The 18,493-nt window shown below is 68.3% G+C and carries 19 protein-coding genes; 12 read left to right on the forward strand and 7 right to left on the reverse strand.

The window, feature by feature from the left end:
* Nucleotides 1-13 precede the first annotated feature (13 nt).
* The 5 genes from AC1C2U_RS00840 (at nt 14) to leuA (ending at nt 6,205) form a co-directional block, all read left to right on the forward strand.
* Nucleotides 14-1,207, forward strand: coding sequence for a sensor histidine kinase (locus AC1C2U_RS00840; protein ID WP_495359830.1), 1,194 nt, complete (start codon nt 14-16; stop codon nt 1,205-1,207).
* Entirely contained in the window at nt 1,204-1,875 is a 672-nt protein-coding gene (locus AC1C2U_RS00845) for a response regulator (protein WP_495359831.1), read from the forward strand. Before AC1C2U_RS00840 ends, AC1C2U_RS00845 begins: the two co-directional genes overlap by 4 nt.
* Before the next feature lie 170 nt (nt 1,876-2,045).
* On the forward strand, nt 2,046-2,807 hold the full coding sequence (locus AC1C2U_RS00850; RefSeq protein ID WP_495359832.1) for an ABC transporter ATP-binding protein: 762 nt from the start codon (nt 2,046-2,048) through the stop codon (nt 2,805-2,807).
* A complete protein-coding gene (locus tag AC1C2U_RS00855; protein ID WP_495359833.1) occupies nt 2,807-4,204 on the forward strand; it encodes an ABC transporter permease in 1,398 nt (465 codons plus the stop codon). Before AC1C2U_RS00850 ends, AC1C2U_RS00855 begins: the two co-directional genes overlap by 1 nt.
* 225 nt (nt 4,205-4,429) lie before the next feature.
* Nucleotides 4,430-6,205, forward strand: a complete 1,776-nt coding sequence (gene leuA, locus AC1C2U_RS00860; RefSeq protein ID WP_495359834.1) for a 2-isopropylmalate synthase — start codon at nt 4,430-4,432, stop codon at nt 6,203-6,205.
* A 75-nt stretch (nt 6,206-6,280) separates the two neighbouring features.
* Here leuA and AC1C2U_RS00865 read toward each other — a convergent pair whose 3' ends face one another.
* Entirely contained in the window at nt 6,281-6,940 is a 660-nt protein-coding gene (locus AC1C2U_RS00865) for a trimeric intracellular cation channel family protein (protein WP_495359835.1), read from the reverse strand.
* A 95-nt stretch (nt 6,941-7,035) separates the two neighbouring features.
* Between AC1C2U_RS00865 and recO the strand changes: the two genes are divergently transcribed.
* Nucleotides 7,036-7,773 carry a DNA repair protein RecO gene (gene recO, locus AC1C2U_RS00870; protein WP_495359836.1) on the forward strand — a complete coding sequence of 246 codons (738 nt, stop codon included), beginning with the start codon at nt 7,036-7,038 and terminating at the stop codon, nt 7,771-7,773.
* Nucleotides 7,770-8,576, forward strand: a complete 807-nt coding sequence (locus AC1C2U_RS00875) for an isoprenyl transferase (protein WP_495359837.1) — start codon at nt 7,770-7,772, stop codon at nt 8,574-8,576. Before recO ends, AC1C2U_RS00875 begins: the two co-directional genes overlap by 4 nt.
* A gap of 25 nt (nt 8,577-8,601) precedes the next feature.
* On the opposite strand, the gene AC1C2U_RS00880 is transcribed toward AC1C2U_RS00875, so the two are convergent.
* From AC1C2U_RS00880 to AC1C2U_RS00890, 3 genes are read right to left on the reverse strand one after another with little or no spacing between them, the layout of a single operon-like run.
* Nucleotides 8,602-10,308 (reverse strand): ABC1 kinase family protein, encoded by a 1,707-nt coding sequence (locus AC1C2U_RS00880; protein ID WP_495360819.1) that lies wholly within the window; start codon nt 10,306-10,308, stop codon nt 8,602-8,604.
* A gap of 2 nt (nt 10,309-10,310) precedes the next feature.
* Complete coding sequence (locus AC1C2U_RS00885) at nt 10,311-10,877, reverse strand: PadR family transcriptional regulator (RefSeq protein WP_495359838.1); 567 nt, start codon at nt 10,875-10,877, stop codon at nt 10,311-10,313.
* A 46-nt stretch (nt 10,878-10,923) separates the two neighbouring features.
* Nucleotides 10,924-11,490 carry a P-loop NTPase family protein gene (locus AC1C2U_RS00890; RefSeq protein ID WP_495359839.1) on the reverse strand — a complete coding sequence of 189 codons (567 nt, stop codon included), beginning with the start codon at nt 11,488-11,490 and terminating at the stop codon, nt 10,924-10,926.
* Nucleotides 11,491-11,586: 96 nt separating this feature from the next.
* Between AC1C2U_RS00890 and AC1C2U_RS00895 the strand changes: the two genes are divergently transcribed.
* Nucleotides 11,587-12,252, forward strand: a complete 666-nt coding sequence (locus tag AC1C2U_RS00895; protein ID WP_495360820.1) for a DsbA family oxidoreductase — start codon at nt 11,587-11,589, stop codon at nt 12,250-12,252.
* Nucleotides 12,249-12,374 carry a hypothetical protein gene (locus AC1C2U_RS00900; protein WP_495359840.1) on the forward strand — a complete coding sequence of 42 codons (126 nt, stop codon included), beginning with the start codon at nt 12,249-12,251 and terminating at the stop codon, nt 12,372-12,374. Before AC1C2U_RS00895 ends, AC1C2U_RS00900 begins: the two co-directional genes overlap by 4 nt.
* A 43-nt stretch (nt 12,375-12,417) precedes the next feature.
* On the opposite strand, the gene AC1C2U_RS00905 is transcribed toward AC1C2U_RS00900, so the two are convergent.
* Complete coding sequence (locus tag AC1C2U_RS00905) at nt 12,418-12,894, reverse strand: aminoacyl-tRNA deacylase (protein ID WP_495359841.1); 477 nt, start codon at nt 12,892-12,894, stop codon at nt 12,418-12,420.
* 91 nt (nt 12,895-12,985) lie between these two features.
* Here AC1C2U_RS00905 and dusB point away from each other — a divergent pair, with 91 nt between their 5' ends.
* The 3 genes from dusB to dnaG are packed head-to-tail and all read left to right on the forward strand — an operon-like array spanning nt 12,986 to nt 17,335.
* Nucleotides 12,986-14,143, forward strand: coding sequence for a tRNA dihydrouridine synthase DusB (gene dusB / locus AC1C2U_RS00910; protein WP_495359842.1), 1,158 nt, complete (start codon nt 12,986-12,988; stop codon nt 14,141-14,143).
* Nucleotides 14,144-14,145: 2 nt separating this feature from the next.
* Nucleotides 14,146-15,402 carry a deoxyguanosinetriphosphate triphosphohydrolase gene (locus AC1C2U_RS00915; RefSeq protein ID WP_495359843.1) on the forward strand — a complete coding sequence of 419 codons (1,257 nt, stop codon included), beginning with the start codon at nt 14,146-14,148 and terminating at the stop codon, nt 15,400-15,402.
* 55 nt (nt 15,403-15,457) lie between these two features.
* Complete coding sequence (gene dnaG, locus AC1C2U_RS00920) at nt 15,458-17,335, forward strand: DNA primase (protein ID WP_495359844.1); 1,878 nt, start codon at nt 15,458-15,460, stop codon at nt 17,333-17,335.
* A 6-nt stretch (nt 17,336-17,341) separates the two neighbouring features.
* On the opposite strand, the gene AC1C2U_RS00925 is transcribed toward dnaG, so the two are convergent.
* Together AC1C2U_RS00925 and AC1C2U_RS00930 are read right to left on the reverse strand one after the other, a co-directional pair.
* Nucleotides 17,342-17,908 carry a TlpA family protein disulfide reductase gene (locus tag AC1C2U_RS00925; protein ID WP_495359845.1) on the reverse strand — a complete coding sequence of 189 codons (567 nt, stop codon included), beginning with the start codon at nt 17,906-17,908 and terminating at the stop codon, nt 17,342-17,344.
* Nucleotides 17,905-18,408: a hypothetical protein gene (locus AC1C2U_RS00930; RefSeq protein WP_495359846.1), complete on the reverse strand. Its 504-nt coding sequence runs from the start codon at nt 18,406-18,408 to the stop codon at nt 17,905-17,907. Before AC1C2U_RS00930 ends, AC1C2U_RS00925 begins: the two co-directional genes overlap by 4 nt.
* Nucleotides 18,409-18,493 lie beyond the last annotated feature (85 nt).

The raw sequence follows: 18,493 nt of genomic DNA on the forward strand, positions 1-18,493 counted from the left end.
GTACGGTGGATCGGTGCCCACACCGATCAGCCGCGCGAAACTCACGACCGACATCGTGCTCGCCGGCGTGTTCGCGCTCGCGTGCCTTCCGTTCGCGTTGCTCGGCGGTGCGTCCGACATCGCGGTGCTCATCGTGTTCGCCGCGGCACTCGCGGTGCGGCGGTTTGCGCCCGGATGGTCGCTCGGCCTGGCATGGGCGGCCGCGCTGGCGCAGATGTTGATGCTGCGCGACCTGCAGCTGTACGACGTCGCCGTCTTCGGAGTGCTCTATTCGAGTGCCGCACACGGTGGTCGAGTCGTGAAGTGGCTGGGTCTGGTATCGGCGGGCGTCGGCGCCCTGTTCGCGACCGGGTATCTCGCGCTCATCAAACCGCTCATCGACAACGCCGGCTTCCTCGGTCCGCAGAGCACGATCAGCACGCTGATCTTGACCGCCGTGCTCTTCATCGCATCGATCGCCGTGTTCGTGCTGTCGTGGACGGCGGGCCTGCTTGTGCGGTCGGTGCGCGACACGCGTGAAGTGCGCCGGCGTGAGGACGCCGCGAACCGCGAACGAGAGCTGGTCGAGTACCGCTACGTCGTCGAGCAGGAGCGCAACCGCATCGCCCGCGACATGCACGATGTCGTCGCGCATTCGCTTGCGGTCGTGATCGCTCAGGCCGACGGCGCGCGTTTCGCCGCTCCATCACGCCCTGAGACGGCTATCGATGCCCTCGGTACGATCGCCGGCGTCGCCCGCGGCGCTCTCGGCGACGTGCGTCTGCTTCTCGCAGAGCTCCGTCATGATGAGGCGGGGGCGCCGCAACCGGTGCTCGACGACCTCGAGGGATTGCTCGAGCAGGTACGCGCAGCCGGACTCGACGTCCGCTTCGCCGAGACCGGTGCACGGCTGCAGCTCGGCACCGGCCACCAGATCGCGGTCTACCGCATCGCGCAGGAGGGTTTGACCAACGCTCTGCGACATGGCGACGTGAGCGCCCCGGTGCATCTCGAGCTGGGCTGGGACGCCGACGGTGTCGCGATCACACTCGTGAACGCCAGGCGAGCGGATGCCGCAGCACCCGAGTCGCACGCATTCCGGCACGGTATCCCCGGCATGCGGGAGCGCGCCCAGCTCACGGGCGGCACATTGCGGGCGGAGGCCGGCAGCGACGGGATGTTCCGGCTCATTGCGCGGATCCCGGCGCAGGCGGGCAGGCCGGCATGAGCGGCATCCGAGTCGCACTGGTCGACGACCAGTCGCTGTTCCGTGCCGGAGTGCGCATGCTCATCGAGTCGCAACCCGACCTCGAGGTCGTCGGCGAAGCGGGCGACGGTGCAGCAGCCGTCGTACTCGCAGCGCGCGAGCGACCCGATGTCGTGCTCATGGACGTGCGCATGCCGGTGCAGGATGGCATCGCCGCGACCGAGCAGATTCTTGCGACGGCCGAACGTGACGGCATCGCTGCGCCGAGGATCCTCGTGCTCACGACCTTCGATCTCGACGAGAATGCGGCTCGTGCGATCCGCGCCGGGGCGAGCGGGTTCGTGCTGAAGGACGCCGATCCCGAGTTCTTGCTCGCGGCGGTGCGCACGGTGCATCAGGGCAACCAGGTGATCGCTGCCGCAGCGACCCGCGCGCTGTTCGCCCATGTCGGGCGGGGCAGTGGCCGACGGCCGGCGCCAGCCGCATGGACGGACCTCACCCCGCGTGAACGCGAGATCTTCGGTCTCGCGGCCCGCGGGCTCAGCAACGGCGAGATCGCGGCATCCGAGTTCCTCTCGGAGGCGACGGTGAAGACGCATGTCAGTCGCATCCTCGCCAAGCTCAGCCTGCGCGATCGCGTGCAGCTCGTAGTCTTCGCCTACGAGCACGATCTGCCGGCCATCCCCTGACCACGTTTCTCAGGAGATATTCGCCGATTTCGCGCGTTCGGGTGCGGATTCTCCTGAGAAAGGTCGTATTCGCCAAGGGTGTTCCTGAGAAAGGGTCATCCGCAGGGATGACGACGAACCATCCATTCGCCGGATGCCCCGACACCTGCGCCGTCCGTAGCGTCGATGACATGCAGATCCAACCCTCTGACCTCGGCCTGATCGCCCGCGTCGCCGAACTCGGCAAGCGCTACGGAGGCGGCTCGGGAGCCGTCACCGCCCTCGACGATGTCTCCCTCGGCCTCCGCCGCGGTGAGTTCACCGCCATCATGGGCCCGTCAGGGTCCGGCAAATCGACGCTCATGCACATCATGGCAGGGCTCGACTCGCCGAGTGCCGGGCGGGTGTGGCTCGGCGACACCGACATCACCGAGCTCCCCGACTCGGCATTGACCGTGCTCCGGCGACGCCGCATCGGCTTCATCTTCCAATCGTTCAACCTCGTGCCGACGCTCGACGTGCGCGGCAACGTCATGCTGCCGTTCGATCTCGACGGGCGCCGGCCCACGCACGAGGAGCAGGGCTGGATCGACGAGCTCTTCGACACGCTCGGCCTGCGTTTCCGCATCGGGCATCGCCCGCACGAACTCTCGGGCGGCCAGCAGCAGCGGGTCGCGATCGCGCGGGCCCTCGCCACGCGGCCCGATCTCGTCTTCGCCGACGAGCCGACCGGCAATCTCGATTCACGCACCGGTCGCGAGGTGCTCGGGCTGCTCGCCGCTGCGAGCGCCCGATACGGCCAGTCGATCGCCATGGTGACGCACGACCCGATCGCGGCGAGCCACGCCGACCGCATCCTCTTCCTCGCCGACGGCCGGATCGTCCGCGATTCGGGGCGTTCGACGGCCGAGGAGATCTCGACCTTCATGCTGTCCATGGAGGCGGCGGCCTGATGCGTACCAGATTCAGGGATCAATGGCCGACGCTCATCGTTGCAACCCTCGCGGGCAGCTTCGGCGTCGCCCTGCTGCACGTCACCGGGTTGCTCGGCGCTGCGGTCGCCGCTGACGACGTCATGGGCTCGAGTGCGACGGTCGCACTCATGCTCGCCATCGTCGCGATCGTCTTCATCGTCATCTCGATCTACGTCTCTGCCATCGTCACCGCGAACACTGTCTCGACGGTCGTCGCCGGCCGCACGCGCCTCATCGCGTTGCTCCGCCTGATCGGCTCGAGCGCGAGGGCCCAGCGTGCGCAGGTCGCCAAAGAGGGGTTCCTCATCGGTGTCGTGGGAGCCGCCGTCGGTGTCGTCATCGGTTCTGGCCTCGCGTTCGCGCTCGAGGAGGTCGCGGTGCGGGTCGACCTGCTCCCTGCAACCGACTACGACTATCTGAACCCCCAAGTCGCCCTGCCTGCGATCGCCGTCGTGTTGACGACGTGGCTCGCCTCGTGGGTCGGATCGCGCCGGGTGCTCGCCGTGAGCCCCGTCGAGGCGATCGGCAATGCGAACGAGCACGACCGCAGCGAGGTCACCGCGCAGCGCGCGCGCAATGTGATCGCACTCGTGCTCGTCGTGGTGGGGCTCGTGCTGCTCGCGCTCGGGGTCGTCGTGGGGTTGGTCAGCCCGTTCGGGGTCTTCATCGGAGTGGTCGGCGGCGTGGTCTCGTTCACGGGCATCGTGCTCGGTGCGCACATCGTGATGCCGCCGGTGCTTCGCCTCGTCGGCCGGATGCTCGGGAGTTCGCCGGCCGCCCGGCTCGCAGCAGAGAACGCGGTGCGCCACCCCGAGCGCAGCTCACGCATGACGATCGGCCTGGTGATCGGCGTGACGCTCGTGACGACCTTCAGCGTCACGATGCAGTCCTATCGCGACATCATCGCGGCGGCGCAGCGGGCCCAGCCCGAGTTGTATCAGGGCATCGACGAGATGATGAACGTCACGGTGACGGTCTTCGCCGTGCTGATCGGCTTCAGCGCGCTCATCGCCGCGATCGGCATGGTCAACACGCTCTCGCTCAGCGTGTTGCAGCGCACTCGCGAGCTGGGACTGCTGCGGGCGCTCGGCTTCGATCGCCGGCAGCTGCGGGCGATGATCGTCGCCGAGAGCGCGGCACTCACGATCGCGGCGACCCTGACGGGGCTCGTGCTCGGCTTCGTCTACGGCTGGGCGGGGGCGCAGGCGTTGCTCGGCAACGTGAACGGCAGCCCCGGCATCGTGCTGCCCGGCATTCCGTGGGCGATGTTCGGCGTGCTCATCGCCGCGGCCGGCGTGTTGACGATCGTCGCTTCGATCGCGCCCGCACGGCGCGCGATGCGCGTCTCACCGGTCGTCGCCCTCGCGGCCGACTAGGGACTCACGACGCGAGGTGAAGAAGGGGAACGGAACGAGCGGATGCCTCTCGAGGCATCCGCTCGTTCCGTCATATTGCGCGCCCGGACAGGTGCGGTGTTAGCCTTGGGGGGTGCTTCACGGCCTGCTTCTCCTTAGCTGCCGCAGCGAGTCCTAGTTCTCAGGCCTCCCTCGCTGCGGAGTTCGTCGTCGGCTGAAACCCATCCGTAAGCGAGAAGAGCACTCATGCAGAACACCCAGAAGCCGTCGTCGATGCCCGTGCATCGCTACCGTCCGTTCCACGAGCAGATCCGCGTCGAACTGCCCGATCGCACGTGGCCGTCCAAGCGCATCGAGCGGGCGCCGCGTTGGTGCGCGGTCGACCTCCGTGACGGCAACCAGGCCCTCATCGACCCGATGAGCCCCGAGCGCAAGCGCATCATGTTCGACCTCCTCGTCAAGATGGGCTACAAGGAGATCGAGGTCGGGTTCCCGTCGGCGAGCCAGACGGACTTCGACTTCGTGCGCAGCCTCATCGAAGAGGGCGCGATCCCCGATGACGTCACGATCCAGGTGCTGACTCAGGCCCGCGACCACCTGATCGAGCGGACGTACGAGTCGATCGCCGGGGCCAAGCAGGCCATCGTGCACCTCTACAACTCGACGAGCATCCTGCAGCGCGAAGTCGTCTTCCGCACCGACCAGCAGGGCATCATCGACATCGCGCTGCACGGCGCGCGCAAGTGCCGTGAGATGGAATCGACCGTCCCCGGCACGACGGTCTACTACGAGTACTCGCCCGAGAGCTACACGGGCACCGAGCTCGAGTTCGCGGTCGACGTGTGCAACCAGGTCATCGAGATCTTCGAGCCGACGCCCGAGCGCAAGGTCATCATCAACCTGCCGGCGACGGTCGAGATGGCCACGCCGAACGTCTACGCCGACTCGATCGAGTGGATGTCGCGGCACCTCGCCCACCGCGAGAATGTGATCCTCTCGCTGCATCCCCACAACGACCGCGGCACGGCGGTGGCCGCCGCCGAGCTCGGCTACCTCGCCGGTGCCGACCGCATCGAGGGCTGCCTGTTCGGCAACGGCGAGCGCACCGGCAACGTCGACCTCGTCGCCCTCGGCATCAACCTGTTCACGCAGGGCATCGACCCGCAGATCGACTTCTCCGACATCGACGAGGTCAAGCGCACCGTCGAGTACTGCAACCAGCTGCCGGTGCCCGAGCGACACCCGTGGGCCGGCGATCTCGTCTACACGGCGTTCTCGGGGTCGCACCAGGATGCGATCAAGAAGGGCTTCGAGGCGATGGATGCCGAGGCCGACCGTCGAGGAGTCACCGTCGGCGAACTCGAGTGGGCGGTGCCGTACCTGCCGGTCGACCCGCGCGACCTCGGTCGCAGCTACGAGGCGGTCATCCGAGTGAACTCGCAGTCGGGCAAGGGCGGGGTCGCGTACCTCCTGAAGACCGATCACGCGCTCGACCTGCCGCGCCGCCTGCAGATCGAGTTCTCGGGCGTCGTGCAGGCCAAGACCGATGCCGAGGGCGGCGAGGTCTCGAGCGATGAGATCTGGCGCGTCTTCAACGACGAGTACCTGCCGGCGTCGCAGGAGCGCCCCGACGAGAAGTGGGGTCGCTTCGAACTGCTGTCGCTGCGCACCGAGAGTGCGCTCGACGGGGTCGTCAATGTGCGCGTCGGGCTCCGCGACGGCGAAGAGCGGGTCGAGGCCGACGCAAGCGGCAACGGTCCCATCTCCGCGTTCCTCGCCGTACTCGGCGCAGAGGGCGTCGAGGTGGCACTGCGCGACTACGTCGAGCACACCCTCGCGGCGAGCGGTAATTCACTCGCTGCCGCGTACGTCGAGCTCGAGGTCGACGGCCGGGTGCTGTGGGGCGTCGGCATCGACGCCGACATCTCGACGGCGTCGCTGAAGGCGGTCGTCTCCGCGGTCAACCGCGCACTCCGCAACGCGGTCGCCGTCGAACCCGAGCGCGAGGTCGTCGGCGTCTGACGAGTCTCCGGATGCCGCGTGCACGTTGTGCGCGCGGCATCCGCTCGGAACCGTTCCATCGAGTTGCAGGGGGTGTCAGGCTCGACGCCAGACCTTCCAGGTGCCGAGGGCACGCTGTTCGGGCAGGCTCCAACCGAAGCGGACCGAGCCCAGACGGGTGAGCGTGGTCACGACGACGCACACCGTCGCCGCGATGATTACGTTCACGCCGAGCGCGACGAGCGCGACGAGCAGCACCGTGCCGGTCGTTGCAGCGATGGCGTAGAGCGATCCGACGTGCATGAGCGCGATGGGCAGGTTGAGCGCGACGTCGCGCAGGATCGAACCGCCCACGGCCGAGAGCACTCCGATGAAGACCGCCGGCACTACCGGCACGCCGTAGGCGAGCGCCTTCGAGGTGCCGATCGCGCCGAAGAGTCCGATCGTCACCGCGTCGAGGGCGATGATGAGACCGTTGAGTTTCGTGAAGACGCGCAACAGCGCCATGCCGAGCAGGGCTGCCGCGGTCGCGATCGGCAGGTACCAGTTGCTCGAGATCGCGGCCGGCAGTTGATTCAGCAGCAGATCGCGCATGAGACCGCCGCCGAGGCCGACGATGACGCCGATGAGCGCGACGCCGAGCAGGTCGATGCGACGTTCGGTCAGTCGGGCGGCGAACATCGCACCCTGGATCGCGCCGATGGCCACGGCTGCGAGGTCGAGCCAGAGGGGGATCGTGAAGAGTGCGTGGTTCACGGCACCAGTGAACCATGTGCCGGAAGCGCTGGGAGACAACCGCGCCGCGGCATCCGCTTCGGCCGCTTCGCCCGTCTGGAGTGGGAGAATGAAGGGTGCCCGTGTATCGAGATGAAGCCGTCGTGCTCCGCACCCACAAGCTGGGCGAGGCCGACCGCATCATCACGCTGTTGACGCGGCAGCACGGCAAGGTGCGCGCGGTCGCGAAGGGTGTGCGGCGCACCGGTTCGAAGTTCGGTTCCCGGCTCGAGCCGTTCATGGTCGCCGACCTGCAGTTGTACGAGGGCCGCAGCCTCGACGTCGTCACTCAAGCCGAGTCGCTCGGCGCGTACGGCGCTCTCATCACCCAGGACTACTCGGCCTACACCGCAGCGAACGCCATGGTCGAGGCCGCCGACAAGCTCACCGAAGCTGAAGGCTCGCTCCAGCAGTACCTGCTGCTCGTCGGCGCCCTGCGCTCGTTGTCGAAGAGCGAACACGGCGCGAGCCTCACCCTCGATTCCTACCTGCTGCGCGCGCTCGCCCTTGCGGGCTGGGCCCCGAGCTTCCAGGACTGCGCGCGCTGCGGCCGCGTCGGTGAGCACACGGCGGTCGTCGTGCAACTCGGCGGCGTCGTCTGCGACGAGTGCGCGCCGCCCGGCACGCCCCGCATCGCACCCTCGACCGTTGCGCTGCTCGGCGCGCTGCTCGCCGGGGACTGGGCGTTCGCGAAGGCCTCGAGCGACCGTGACCGGGGCCAGGCGAGCGGTATCATCGCCGCCTACACCCAGTGGCACCTCGAGCGTGGCCTCCGCTCGTTGCCGCACGTATCCAGGGAGACGACCACCCAGTGAGCCCGAAGCCCTTCACACACCGTGACGCGGTTGCCTATCGGCCGATCGACTGGACGGGTCTGTATCCGCCCGAGCTGCCGAAGGGCGCGGCGCCCGCGCACGTCGCCATCGTCATGGACGGCAACGGCCGCTGGGCCAACCGCCGCGGCCTCACTCGCATCGAGGGGCACAAGGCAGGCGAAGCGGCCCTGCTCGACGTCGTCGCGGGGGCCATCCAAGCCGGCGTCAAGCACCTCTCGGTCTACGCCTTCTCGACCGAGAACTGGAAGCGTTCACCCGAAGAGGTGCGGTTCCTCATGGGCTACAACCGTGACGTGCTGCACCGGCGCCGAGACCAGCTCAACGAGTGGGGCGTACGCATCCGTTGGGCGGGGCGACGGCCGCGACTCTGGGCCTCGGTGATCAAGGAACTGCAGTTCGCCGAGAAGCTCACCGCGGGCAACGACACGCTCACCCTGACCATGTGCGTCAACTACGGCGGGCGCACCGAGATCGCCGACGCCGTGCGGTCGATCGCCGACGACGTGGCATCCGGTCGGCTGCGCCCCTCGGCCGTGTCGGAGAAGCTCATCGCGAAGCGTCTCTACGTGCCCGAGCTGCCCGATGTCGACCTGTTCGTGCGCAGCTCGGGGGAGCAGCGCACCTCGAACTTCATGCTCTGGCAGTCGGCCTACGCCGAGATGGTGTTCCTCGATACGCTCTGGCCAGACTTTTCGCGCGTCGATCTCTGGCAGGCCATCGAGTTGTATGCGGGTCGCAACCGCCGCTTCGGCGGCGCGGTGGATACGCCGACCGTCAGCTGAAGCAGGCACCGCTGGCGCGCCGTCGTCACCGCCTGCGCTGCCTGAAGAGGCCGGCGAACAGGGCGTGCAGCAGCGGCAGCACCGAGGCCGCCACGAGGGTCGTGCTGAGCACCGGGTTCGGCGTGGCGAGCAATGCGCCGCCGATGAGCAGTGCCGCGAACAGTACAGCGGAGACGACCCGGCGAGCGAGCCCTTCGATGCGATCGATGCGCCGCTCGAGCCGTGACGTGTCGAAGGACAACCTGCCTTCGTCGGCCTTGGTGATCAGCGCATCGATGCGATTCGGCAACTGCCAGACCAGTTTGGCGTTCGTCGCGGCCTGCGCCCCGAGATCTTGTGCGAGGTTGCCGCGCTCCTCGTTCAGGAGCTGTGTGGCGTAGGGCTCGACAGCCTTCCACACGTTGAAGTCGGGGTCCAGTGCGCTGCACATGCCCGAAGTCAGGGCCAGCGCCCGGAACAGCAGGAGCAGCTGCTCGGGCAGCTGGAAGGGCAGCGAGCGCATGACGTCGCCGAACTCATCGCCGAAGTCGCTGAGTTCGCGCGGATCGACGTCTTTCAGCTGGGCGAATCCCAAGCCGCCGAACCGCGCGAAGAGCTGGGTGAGGGCGCGCTCGAGTTCGCCGGTGTCGGCCGAGGGAAGGAGCACGCCGATCTGCTGCGCCGCCTGGATCATGCCGCGACCGTCGCGCGCGGCGACGGCGATGACGAGGGTGCGGAGGCCGGCTCGCAGTTCGGCGGGCACTTCGGCCATCATGCCGAAATCGACGAACGTGAGCCGCCACGGCGTGGCGGCTCCGGGCGTGGGCGCGCCCGCACTGGCCGCGCCCGGGGTGACGAAGATGTTGCCGGGGTGCGGGTCGGCGTGCACGAAACCGTGAGTGAACACCTGCTCGAACATGCTCTCGGCGAAGACCCGGGCCACCTCGCCAGGTGCGATGCCCGCGGCACGCAGCGCAGCGGTGTCGTTGATCTTGATCGCCGTCACGTCCTCGAGCGTGAGCACGCGTCGAGTGGTGCGCTCCCACACGATCGCGGGAGCGGCGACCCGGGAGTCGTCGGCGAAGGCCTCGGCGAATCGTTCGCCGCTCGCGGCCTCGTGCAGGTAGTCGATCTCTTCGAGGCTGGTCTCCGCGAACTCCTCGACGAGCGCTGGTGCGTCGACCCGGTCGGACACGATTCGGACGCGCTGCACCCAGCCGGCGATGCGGCGGAGGGCCGCGAGGTCGACCGCGACGATTTGATCGATGCCCGGCCGCTGCACCTTGACCACCACGTCGACGAGTCCGGTGTCAGCGGTATCGCCGTCGGCGAGTCGTGCGCGATGCACCTGGCCGAGCGATGCTGCGGCGACCGGCGTCTCGTCGATGCGGGCGAACACTCGCTCGAGCGGGGCACCGAGCTCGGCCTCGGCGAGCGCGCGGATCGCCTGGAACGGCTCGGCCGGCACTTCGTCTTGCAGACCCTCGAGCTCGGCGGTGATCTCGGGCGGCAGCACGTCGAGGCGGGAGGAGAGGAACTGCCCGACCTTGATCATGAGCCCGCCGAGGTCGACCGCGAGAACGCGGAACTGCTGGGCGAGTCGGCGCATCCGTCGTTCCCGCGAGCGCTCGGCGATGCCCGCGAGCCCGATGCGGGGGAGCACGAGTTCGAACCACCAGAGCGCCGCGAGTTGGCGCGCCGCGAAGCGCAGAATGCGGCGCGTTCGCGCGGGCCCGGCGCCTCCCTCCACCAGGTTCAGCCCTCGGCGAGGATCGAGTAGAGCCCGCGCCGGGTCTCATCGAGCAGCTCGACTGCGCGCCGCGCCTGCTCGGGTGTGCCGCTGCGGGCGATCTGCGCGGCTGCGGCGGCGAGTTCGACTCCCGCCTTCGACAGTGCTCGGTGCTGGTCCGCTCCCTGTGTCGCTGCAGATTCCCACGGCGCAGGTCGGTCGGCCCCGGCGGCGGCTTCGACGCGGCCGGCCTCGGTGAGCGAGTAGGTCTTGCGACCCCCGAGCTCCTCCGCGACGATGAGTCCCTCGTCGGCGAGCAGCTGCAGCGTCGGGTACACCGAACCCGCGCTCGGCTTCCATCTGCCGCCGCTGCGCTCCTCGATCTCGTGGATGATCTGGTAGCCGTGCATCGGCTCCTCGCTGAGGAGTGCCAGCACGGCCGCGCGCACATTGCCGCGCGCCATGCGGGTCGATGTGGGGCGCTGTTCGAACGAGGAGCGCAATTGCTGCATCGCCTCCCAGATCGCGGCGGCGGGCCCGTCGCGCGAAAAACCAGTTGAGCCGAATTCTCCTGTGGAGCCTGATCCGTTCATGATGACCTCCTGCGGTGCAATCGAACGATACTCAACGATATATCGTTCAGCCCGGATCTGGAAGGGGGTCATGGCCGGAGCGTCCGAAGACGCGAGCGACCCAGGCGTCTGCCTCGCGCGGATGCCGCAGCCGCACGACTTCGAGGGTCGAGTGACGCGCCTCTGCCGCGGTGACGAGCTCGAGCCGCCCGGCGTGGGTGTCCCACGCCCAGCGCACGATGTGCTCGGGGTCGGTGAAGATCGTGTGGAGCGGCGCCTCCCTATTGCCGTTCCAGAGCTCCTCGCGGCGCAGGCGACGGCGCACCGTGCGCGTGATCACTCGCTGCATCACGAGCGGGCGCGAGTAGTCGAGCGAGAGCATCACATCGGCCCGGCCGGCGAGCAGCTCGCGCACCGACTCGTACTGCCACTCGATGACCCAGCCCTGTTGCGCTGTGAAGGCGTCGACATCGACCATGAAGCTCGGGCGAGGCGTCCAGCCCGGTCCATGGAACAGGGCGTCGATCTCCAGGTACGGCAGGGCGGATGCCGCGGCGATCCGCCGCGCGAGGGTCGACTTGCCTGCCCCGCTCGTGCCGGCGACGAGGATGCGGCGCGGTGCGGGATCGGGCATCATCCGAGCCTATCGAGGTGCTGGTCGTCATCGAGTTCGCCGGGCTGGAACTCCGCGTGGGGAATACGGTGCACGATGCATCCGTTCGCATACTTCGTGAGTGAAGCCATCAAGATCGACATCTGGTCCGACATCGCGTGCCCGTGGTGCTACATCGGCAAGCGGCACCTCGAGAGCGGAATCGCCTCGCTCGGCGACGACGCACCTGCCGTCGACATCACGTACCACTCCTTCGAGCTCTCGCCCGACACTCCGCTCGACTTCGAGGGCTCGACGGTCGAGTTCCTGGCCGACCGAAAGGGCATGCCGGTCGAGCGCGTCGAGCAGATGCTCGAGCACGTCACGGGCGTCGCCGCGAACGCCGGACTCGACTACCACTTCGAAAAAGTCGCCCACACGAAGACGCTGAAGGCGCACGAACTCCTGCACTTCGCGAAGGCCAACGGCAAGCAGCTCGAGCTGAAGGAGCGCCTGCTGAAGGCCTACTTCGTCGAGGGCGGGCGCGTGAACCGCATCGACGAGCTCGTGAGCTTCGCCGTCGAGGTCGGCCTCGACGCAGACGACGCGCGCGAAGCGCTCGAGTCGGATCGCTACGCGTCAGACGTGCAGGCCGACATCGCGCAGGCACAGGACTACGGCATCAACGGTGTTCCGTTCTTCGTGATCGACGGCAAGTACGGCATCTCGGGTGCGCAACCTGCCGAGGTCTTCGCCCAAGCGATCACGCAGGTCGCCGGCGAGCGCGACGGGGCAGCCGCATGAGCGGCCCCGAGGCAGTTCAGGCGACGGATGCTGCTGTGCCCGCGCCGTTCGCGATGATCACGGGCGATGCGTCGGCGATGGTGTGCGAGGGCGACGTCTGCTACATCCCGACTGCTGGTTGAGCCTGTCGAAACCGGGTATCGACAGGCTCAACCAGCAGTCGCGCTATTCGGGATCGGAGATGTCGGCGACGGTCGCGTCGAACGCATCGATGAGCCGATCGGCGTCGACGAAGAGGCTGCGGCCGTGCTCGCCTGCTCCCATCGAGACGCGGCGGCCCGCGATCGAGGCATCGGCGACGACCGGCCAAGCCGTGGTCGAGCCCAGCGGGGTGATCGTGCCGCGTTCGTAGCCCGTCGCGGCGAGCGCGAGCGAGGCATCGGGCAACTGGAGCTTGTTGACGCCGACCACAGCGCGCAGTTTCGGCCACGAGATCTTGCGACCGCCCGGCACGAGCGCGAAGACGTACGTGTCGTCGCTGCGCTTGACGACGAGCGACTTGACGATGTCGGCGGGCGTGATGCCCAGGAGTTCGGCCGCCTCCTCGATGCTGCGCGCTGCCGGGCGCTCGATGATCTCGACGTCGAGGCCTCGTGCCGCGGCATCCGCTCGCACTCGATCTACGCCCGTGAGCTCTGACATCTCGTCCTCCCCAGCCTCGTCTTCCCGTGAATCTTAGGTGCGCATGGCCGAAGCGGGCGACTGCGCCCCGAACTCTGGGAGAATCTTGGTGATGTCCTCCACCACCACGCTTCCCGCGGGCCCGCTGACGATCGGCGGGCTCGCCCTCGACGTGCCCGTCGTGCTCGCCCCTATGGCCGGCATCACGAACACGGCGTTCCGTCGCCTCTGCCGCGAGTTCGGCGCCGGTCTCTACGTCAGCGAGATGATCACCTCGCGTGCGCTCGTCGAGCGCACTCCCGAGTCGATGCGCCTCATCACGCACCACGAGTCCGAGACGCCGCGCTCGATCCAGCTCTACGGCGTCGACCCGAAGACCGTCGCCGAGGCGGTCACCATGCTCGTCGCCGAAGACCGGGCCGACCACATCGACCTGAACTTCGGATGCCCCGTGCCGAAGGTCACCCGCAAGGGCGGGGGAGCCGCGCTGCCGTGGAAGAGCGGGCTCTTCCGGGGCATCGTCGAGGGCGCCGTGCAAGCCGCCGGCGACATCCCGCTCACGATCAAGATGCGCAAGGGCATCGATGCCGACCACCTCACCTACCTCGAGGCGGGGCGCATCGCCGAAGGCGCGGGCGTCGCCGCAGTCGCACTGCACGCGCGCACCGCCTCGGAGTTCTACTCCGGCGAGGCAGACTGGTCGGCCATCGCGAAGCTCAAAGAGACCGTGACGAGCGTTCCGGTGCTCGGCAACGGCGACATCTGGTCAGCCGATGACGCACTGCGCATGGTCGCCGAGACCGGGTGCGACGGCGTCGTGGTCGGGCGCGGATGCCTCGGTCGCCCGTGGCTCTTCGGCGACCTCGCCGCGGCGTTCCGCGGAGAATCGCAGAGCTTTCAGCCGTCGCTCGGCGAGGTCGCGCAGACGTTCCGGCGCCACGCCGAGCTCCTCACCGAGTTCTTCGACAGCGAAGAGCGCGGGTGCCGTGACATCCGTAAACATGTCGCCTGGTACTTCAAGGGTTATCCCGTCGGGGGAGACCTTCGGGCCCGGCTCGCGACGGTCGAGTCCCTCGCCCAGCTCGACGAGCTGCTCGGCACCCTCGACTGGTCGATGCCCTACCCGGGCGAGGGCGCCGAGGGTCCGCGCGGCCGCGCGGGCACTCCCAAGAAGCCGGCGCTGCCCGAGGGCTGGCTCGACTCCCAAGAGCTCGTCGGCCACGATCGGGTCACCCTCGTCGACGCCGAACTCGACACGAGTGGCGGCTGAGCGTGCGCGAACGACTCTTCGGCGGATACGAACCCGCCGATACCGAGCGCTGGCTCCCCGAAACGCACTCCTCACGGCGCAGCGACTTCGCTCGCGATCGTGCGAGGCTCCTGCACTCCAGTGCGCTCCGCCGACTGGCCGCGAAGACCCAGGTGCTGAGCCCCACTGCGGGCCTCGACTTCGCGCGCAATCGGCTCACGCACTCGCTCGAAGTGGCCCAAGTCGGTCGTGAGCTCGCCGAGAGTCTCGGACTCGACCCCGACGTCGTCGACACTGCTTGCCTCGCGCACGATCTCGGCCACCCGCCATTCGGCCACAACGGCGAGAAGGCGCTCAACACGTGGGCGATCGACGTCGGCGGATTCGAGGGCAACGCGCAGACGCTGCGACTGCTCACGAGGCTCGAACCGAAGGTGTTCGGGCCCGATGGTCGCAGCTATGGCCTCAACCTCACGAGGGCGAGCCTCGACGCGAGCTGCAAGTATCCGTGGCCCGAAGAGACGAGCGTCGCAGATCCGTCGGGCCGTGCGAAGTTCGGCTTCTACCAGGGCGACGTCGAGGTGTTCCGTTGGCTCCGCGCGGGCGCACCCGAGCGACGGCTCTGCATCGAGGCGCAGGTCATGGACCTCTCCGATGACATCGCCTACTCAGTTCACGACTTCGAAGACGCGGTCGTCAACGGCTACATCGACGTCGCCGCTCTCGGCGCACGGGTCGATCACGACGGTCTCGTCAGCTCGATGTACGAGTGGATCGGCGGGTCCATCGCCCACGACGAACTCATCGCGGCGTTCGATCGGCTCGATTCGCTCGACGGCTGGCTCGACACGTGGGACGGAAGTCGCCGCGACCAGGGCCGTCTGAAGAACCTCACGAGCCAGCTCATCGGCCGCTTCGCGCACGCTGCGACCGCATCGACTCGGGCGGCGTTCCCGGTCGCGAGCCTCATCCGATTCGACGCCGACGTCGTCGTGCCACGCAAGATCCAGGCGGAGATCGCGGTGCTGAAGGGCATCGTCGCGGCATTCGTGATGTCGCGCAACACTCGGCAGCCGATCTATCACCAGCAGCGCGAAGTGCTCACCTCCCTCGCAGACACGCTTCTCGAGACGGGCGAGCAGCACCTCGACTCGGGGTTCGCCGAAGACTGGCGAGCGGCCGCAGATGATGTTGCGCGCAAGCGCGTCGTCGTCGACCAGGTCGCGAGTCTCACCGACCAATCGGCTCTCGCTTGGTACGAGCGCCTCGTGCAGCGCTGAGAACCGATGCCGTCGGCCGGCCGTCGGGACTTCCGGGCGAACTAGGATGAGAACCATGGCGGGCCGAATTCGACAGAGCGATGTCGATGAGGTGAAGGCCCGAACCAACATCGCCGACATCGTGGGCGAGCACGTCAATCTGAAGTCCGCCGGCGTCGGGTCGATGAAGGGGCTCTGTCCCTTCCACGACGAACGCAGTCCGAGCTTCCATGTGCGGCCGGGGCTCGGCTACTACCACTGCTTCGGCTGCGGCGAGTCGGGTGACGCGTACACGTTCCTGCAGCGAATGGACCACGTCTCCTTCACCGAAGCCGTTGAGCGGCTCGCAGGGCGCATCGGGCTCGAACTGCACTACGAAGACGGCGGGCAGGCCTCCGATCATGGCAACCGGGCTCGGCTGCTCGCCGCGAATCAAGCCGCTGCCGAGTTCTTCACCGAACGACTCGGCACGCCCGAGGCCGAGGTCGGTCGCCGGTTCCTCGGCGAGCGCGGGTTCGACGCCGAGGCGGCGAAGCGGTTCGGCGTCGGCTTCGCGCCGAAGAGCTGGGATGCGCTCACCGACCATCTGAAGGGCCGCGGGTACACGAGTGATGAGCTCGCGGCATCCGGCCTCGTCTCGCAGGGCGATCGTGGCATATACGACCGTTTCCGCGGCCGACTCGTCTGGCCCATTCGCGACGTCACCGGGCAGACCGTCGGTTTCGGTGCCCGGCGCCTGCTCGACGACGACAAGGGCCCCAAGTACCTGAACACCCCCGAGACCGCGGTCTACCACAAGTCGCAGGTGCTCTACGGTCTCGATCTCGCCAAGCGCGACATCTCCAAGTCGCGTCGGGTCGTCGTCGTCGAGGGGTACACCGATGTCATGGCCTGCCACCTCGCCGGCGTCACGACCGCGATCGCCACTTGCGGCACCTCCTTCGGCGTCGACCACATCAAGGTGCTGCGCCGGGTGCTCGGCGACGACTCGGGCCTCGGCGAGGTCGTGTTCACCTTCGACGGCGATGCCGCAGGCCAGCAGGCCGCGATGCGCGCCTTCGGCGAAGAGCAGCGCTTCGCAGCCCAGACCTTCGTCGCGGTCGCTCCCGACGGGCTCGACCCGTGCGACCTGCGTCTCGCTCGAGGCGACGCTGCGGTGCGCACCCTCATCGACTCCCGCACGCCGATGTTCGAGTTCGTCATCAAGCACACCCTCGCTCGGTACGACCTCGAAACAGTCGAGGGGCGGGTCGCCGCACTTCGAGCGGCGGCGCCGATCATCGCCGAGATGCGCGACCCCGCGGCTCGCCCCGGGTACACGCACCAGCTCGCGCGCATGCTCGGCGTCGAACTCGCCGAGGTGACGCGCGCCGTGCGATCGGCATCGAGTCGTGCGAAGCCGGCGGGGGAGCGGGGCGGGTCGCCGGCGTCCGCCACGGCCGGCGGCGGCACGGCGGTCGCGACGGATGTCCCCGAGCGCCCGTTCTCGATCACCCAACTGCCGGCAGACCCCGCCACCCGCCTCGAGCGCGATGCCCTCCAGGCGATGCTGCAGTACCCTGACGCGGTCGGAGCCGAACTGCTGCGTCACGCCGTCGACAGCCGCTTCGGCAATCCGTCGCTCGCCGTCATCCGTGATGGAATCGCCTCGGTGCTGGCTACGCCCGATCCGGCGGTGCGAGTCGATCGCGTCATCGCCGAGGTGCCCGCGCCCTTCGCGGGCCTCGTGCAACAACTCGCGGTCGCCCCCGTGCCGCAGCGCAGCGAGGGCGAGCTCACTGCGTACGTGCAGGCGGTCGTGAGTGCACTCGTCGATCGCGAGCTGCTGCGACAGAAATCCGAACTGCTCGGGCGCCTGCAGCGTACGGATCGCACCGATCTCGCGGCGTACGGCACGCTGCAGCGCGCTCTCGTCGAGATCGAGACCGAGCGTCGAGCGCTTCGCGCGGAGTAGCGCGGGTCAGTCGTCGTCCGCGACGATGCGATCGAGCTGCTCCCTGAGCTTCACCACATCGGCTCCGGCGGGCCAGAGCTTGACGAGGTGTCCATCAGCGTCGATGAGTGCGGTCATGGGCGGTTCGGTCACCGCGTACGAGCGCCAGATCTGAAGTTCGGGATCGACGAGCACCGGCTGATCGACGTGATGCTCGTCGAGGTAGCTCGCGAGGGCCGCCCCATCGGTATCACCCGAGACCTGCGCGATGGCGATCATGTCGCCGTACTCCGAGTCGATCTCCGAGAGAACGGACTGTTGTTCAGCGCAGCTCGAACACCAACTGGCCATGAACTGCACGATCAGCGGCCGGCCGGCCGCGAGCGTCTCGAGGTCGACGGGTGTGTCATCGATGAGCGCGCCCTCGAGGGCCGGGGCCGCAGGGCCGACCGTGCCGGTTGCGTATGAGGCGCCCTCGGGCAGCGGCCCCGGCAATTGGGCGACGCCGCCTCGAGGGCCGCTCGTGCAGGCGGTCAGGGCGAGGATGAGTGCGGCGACGGTGCCGATCATCGCGATCGGTTGGATGCCGTTCATTCTGATCCTTCCGATCGTTCTGGTTCTTCGATGGCGGGGTCGAGGTCGGCGAGTGCGGGGACGAACACCATCGTCGCAGCAGCATCCGCTCGATGTTCGGCGACGACGTGGCCGTCGATGCTCACCCGATAACTCACGCCGTCTTCGAGTTCTGCGGCGCCGAGCTGGAAGCGGCAGAAGGTCGGGATGCGCGGTGCGTTCCCGTAGTCGATCTCGTCGACCTTCACGGCTTCGCCATCGTCGAGTACCGCCCCGAACGCTTGGCCACCGTTCTCGTCGAGCAAGCTCAGCTCGGCACCCTTGTGGAACTCGAGGTACGGCCTCGCGCCTGAGCACGAAGCGCCGAGCTCTCGCAGGTGACCATCGCGGACGACGAGTTCGAGCACAGCGCCATCGCCGGCGGAATCGTCGGCGCCGCGCGAACTCGCGCAAGCGGTGAGCGCGAGGGTCGGCAACAGGAGTGCGAGGCACAGTGCCGAACGTCGAACGGACGTGAACAAACGTTGCCTCCTCGTGCCCGTCAGTGCGGCGGGCGTGGTGGGTGGTGCAGGTACGGGGGATGCCGACGCCGAACGGGGCGGCGCG

The organism is Agromyces sp. Y575, from assembly GCF_059445445.1.

Excerpts from the sequence above, each read along its gene's own strand:
- AC1C2U_RS00845 (WP_495359831.1), top strand. The coding sequence starts at position 1,204 with ATGAGCGGCATCCGAGTCGCACTGGTCGACGACCAGTCGCTGTTCCGT.
- AC1C2U_RS00850 (WP_495359832.1), top strand. The coding sequence starts at position 2,046 with ATGCAGATCCAACCCTCTGACCTCGGCCTGATCGCCCGCGTCGCCGAA.
- AC1C2U_RS00855 (WP_495359833.1), top strand. The coding sequence starts at position 2,807 with ATGCGTACCAGATTCAGGGATCAATGGCCGACGCTCATCGTTGCAACC.
- leuA (WP_495359834.1), top strand. The coding sequence starts at position 4,430 with ATGCAGAACACCCAGAAGCCGTCGTCGATGCCCGTGCATCGCTACCGT.
- AC1C2U_RS00885 (WP_495359838.1), bottom strand. The coding sequence starts at position 10,877 with ATGAACGGATCAGGCTCCACAGGAGAATTCGGCTCAACTGGTTTTTCG.
- AC1C2U_RS00890 (WP_495359839.1), bottom strand. The coding sequence starts at position 11,490 with ATGCCCGATCCCGCACCGCGCCGCATCCTCGTCGCCGGCACGAGCGGG.
- AC1C2U_RS00900 (WP_495359840.1), top strand. The coding sequence starts at position 12,249 with ATGAGCGGCCCCGAGGCAGTTCAGGCGACGGATGCTGCTGTGCCCGCG.
- AC1C2U_RS00905 (WP_495359841.1), bottom strand. The coding sequence starts at position 12,894 with ATGTCAGAGCTCACGGGCGTAGATCGAGTGCGAGCGGATGCCGCGGCA.
- dusB (WP_495359842.1), top strand. The coding sequence starts at position 12,986 with ATGTCCTCCACCACCACGCTTCCCGCGGGCCCGCTGACGATCGGCGGG.
- dnaG (WP_495359844.1), top strand. The coding sequence starts at position 15,458 with ATGGCGGGCCGAATTCGACAGAGCGATGTCGATGAGGTGAAGGCCCGA.
- AC1C2U_RS00925 (WP_495359845.1), bottom strand. The coding sequence starts at position 17,908 with ATGAACGGCATCCAACCGATCGCGATGATCGGCACCGTCGCCGCACTC.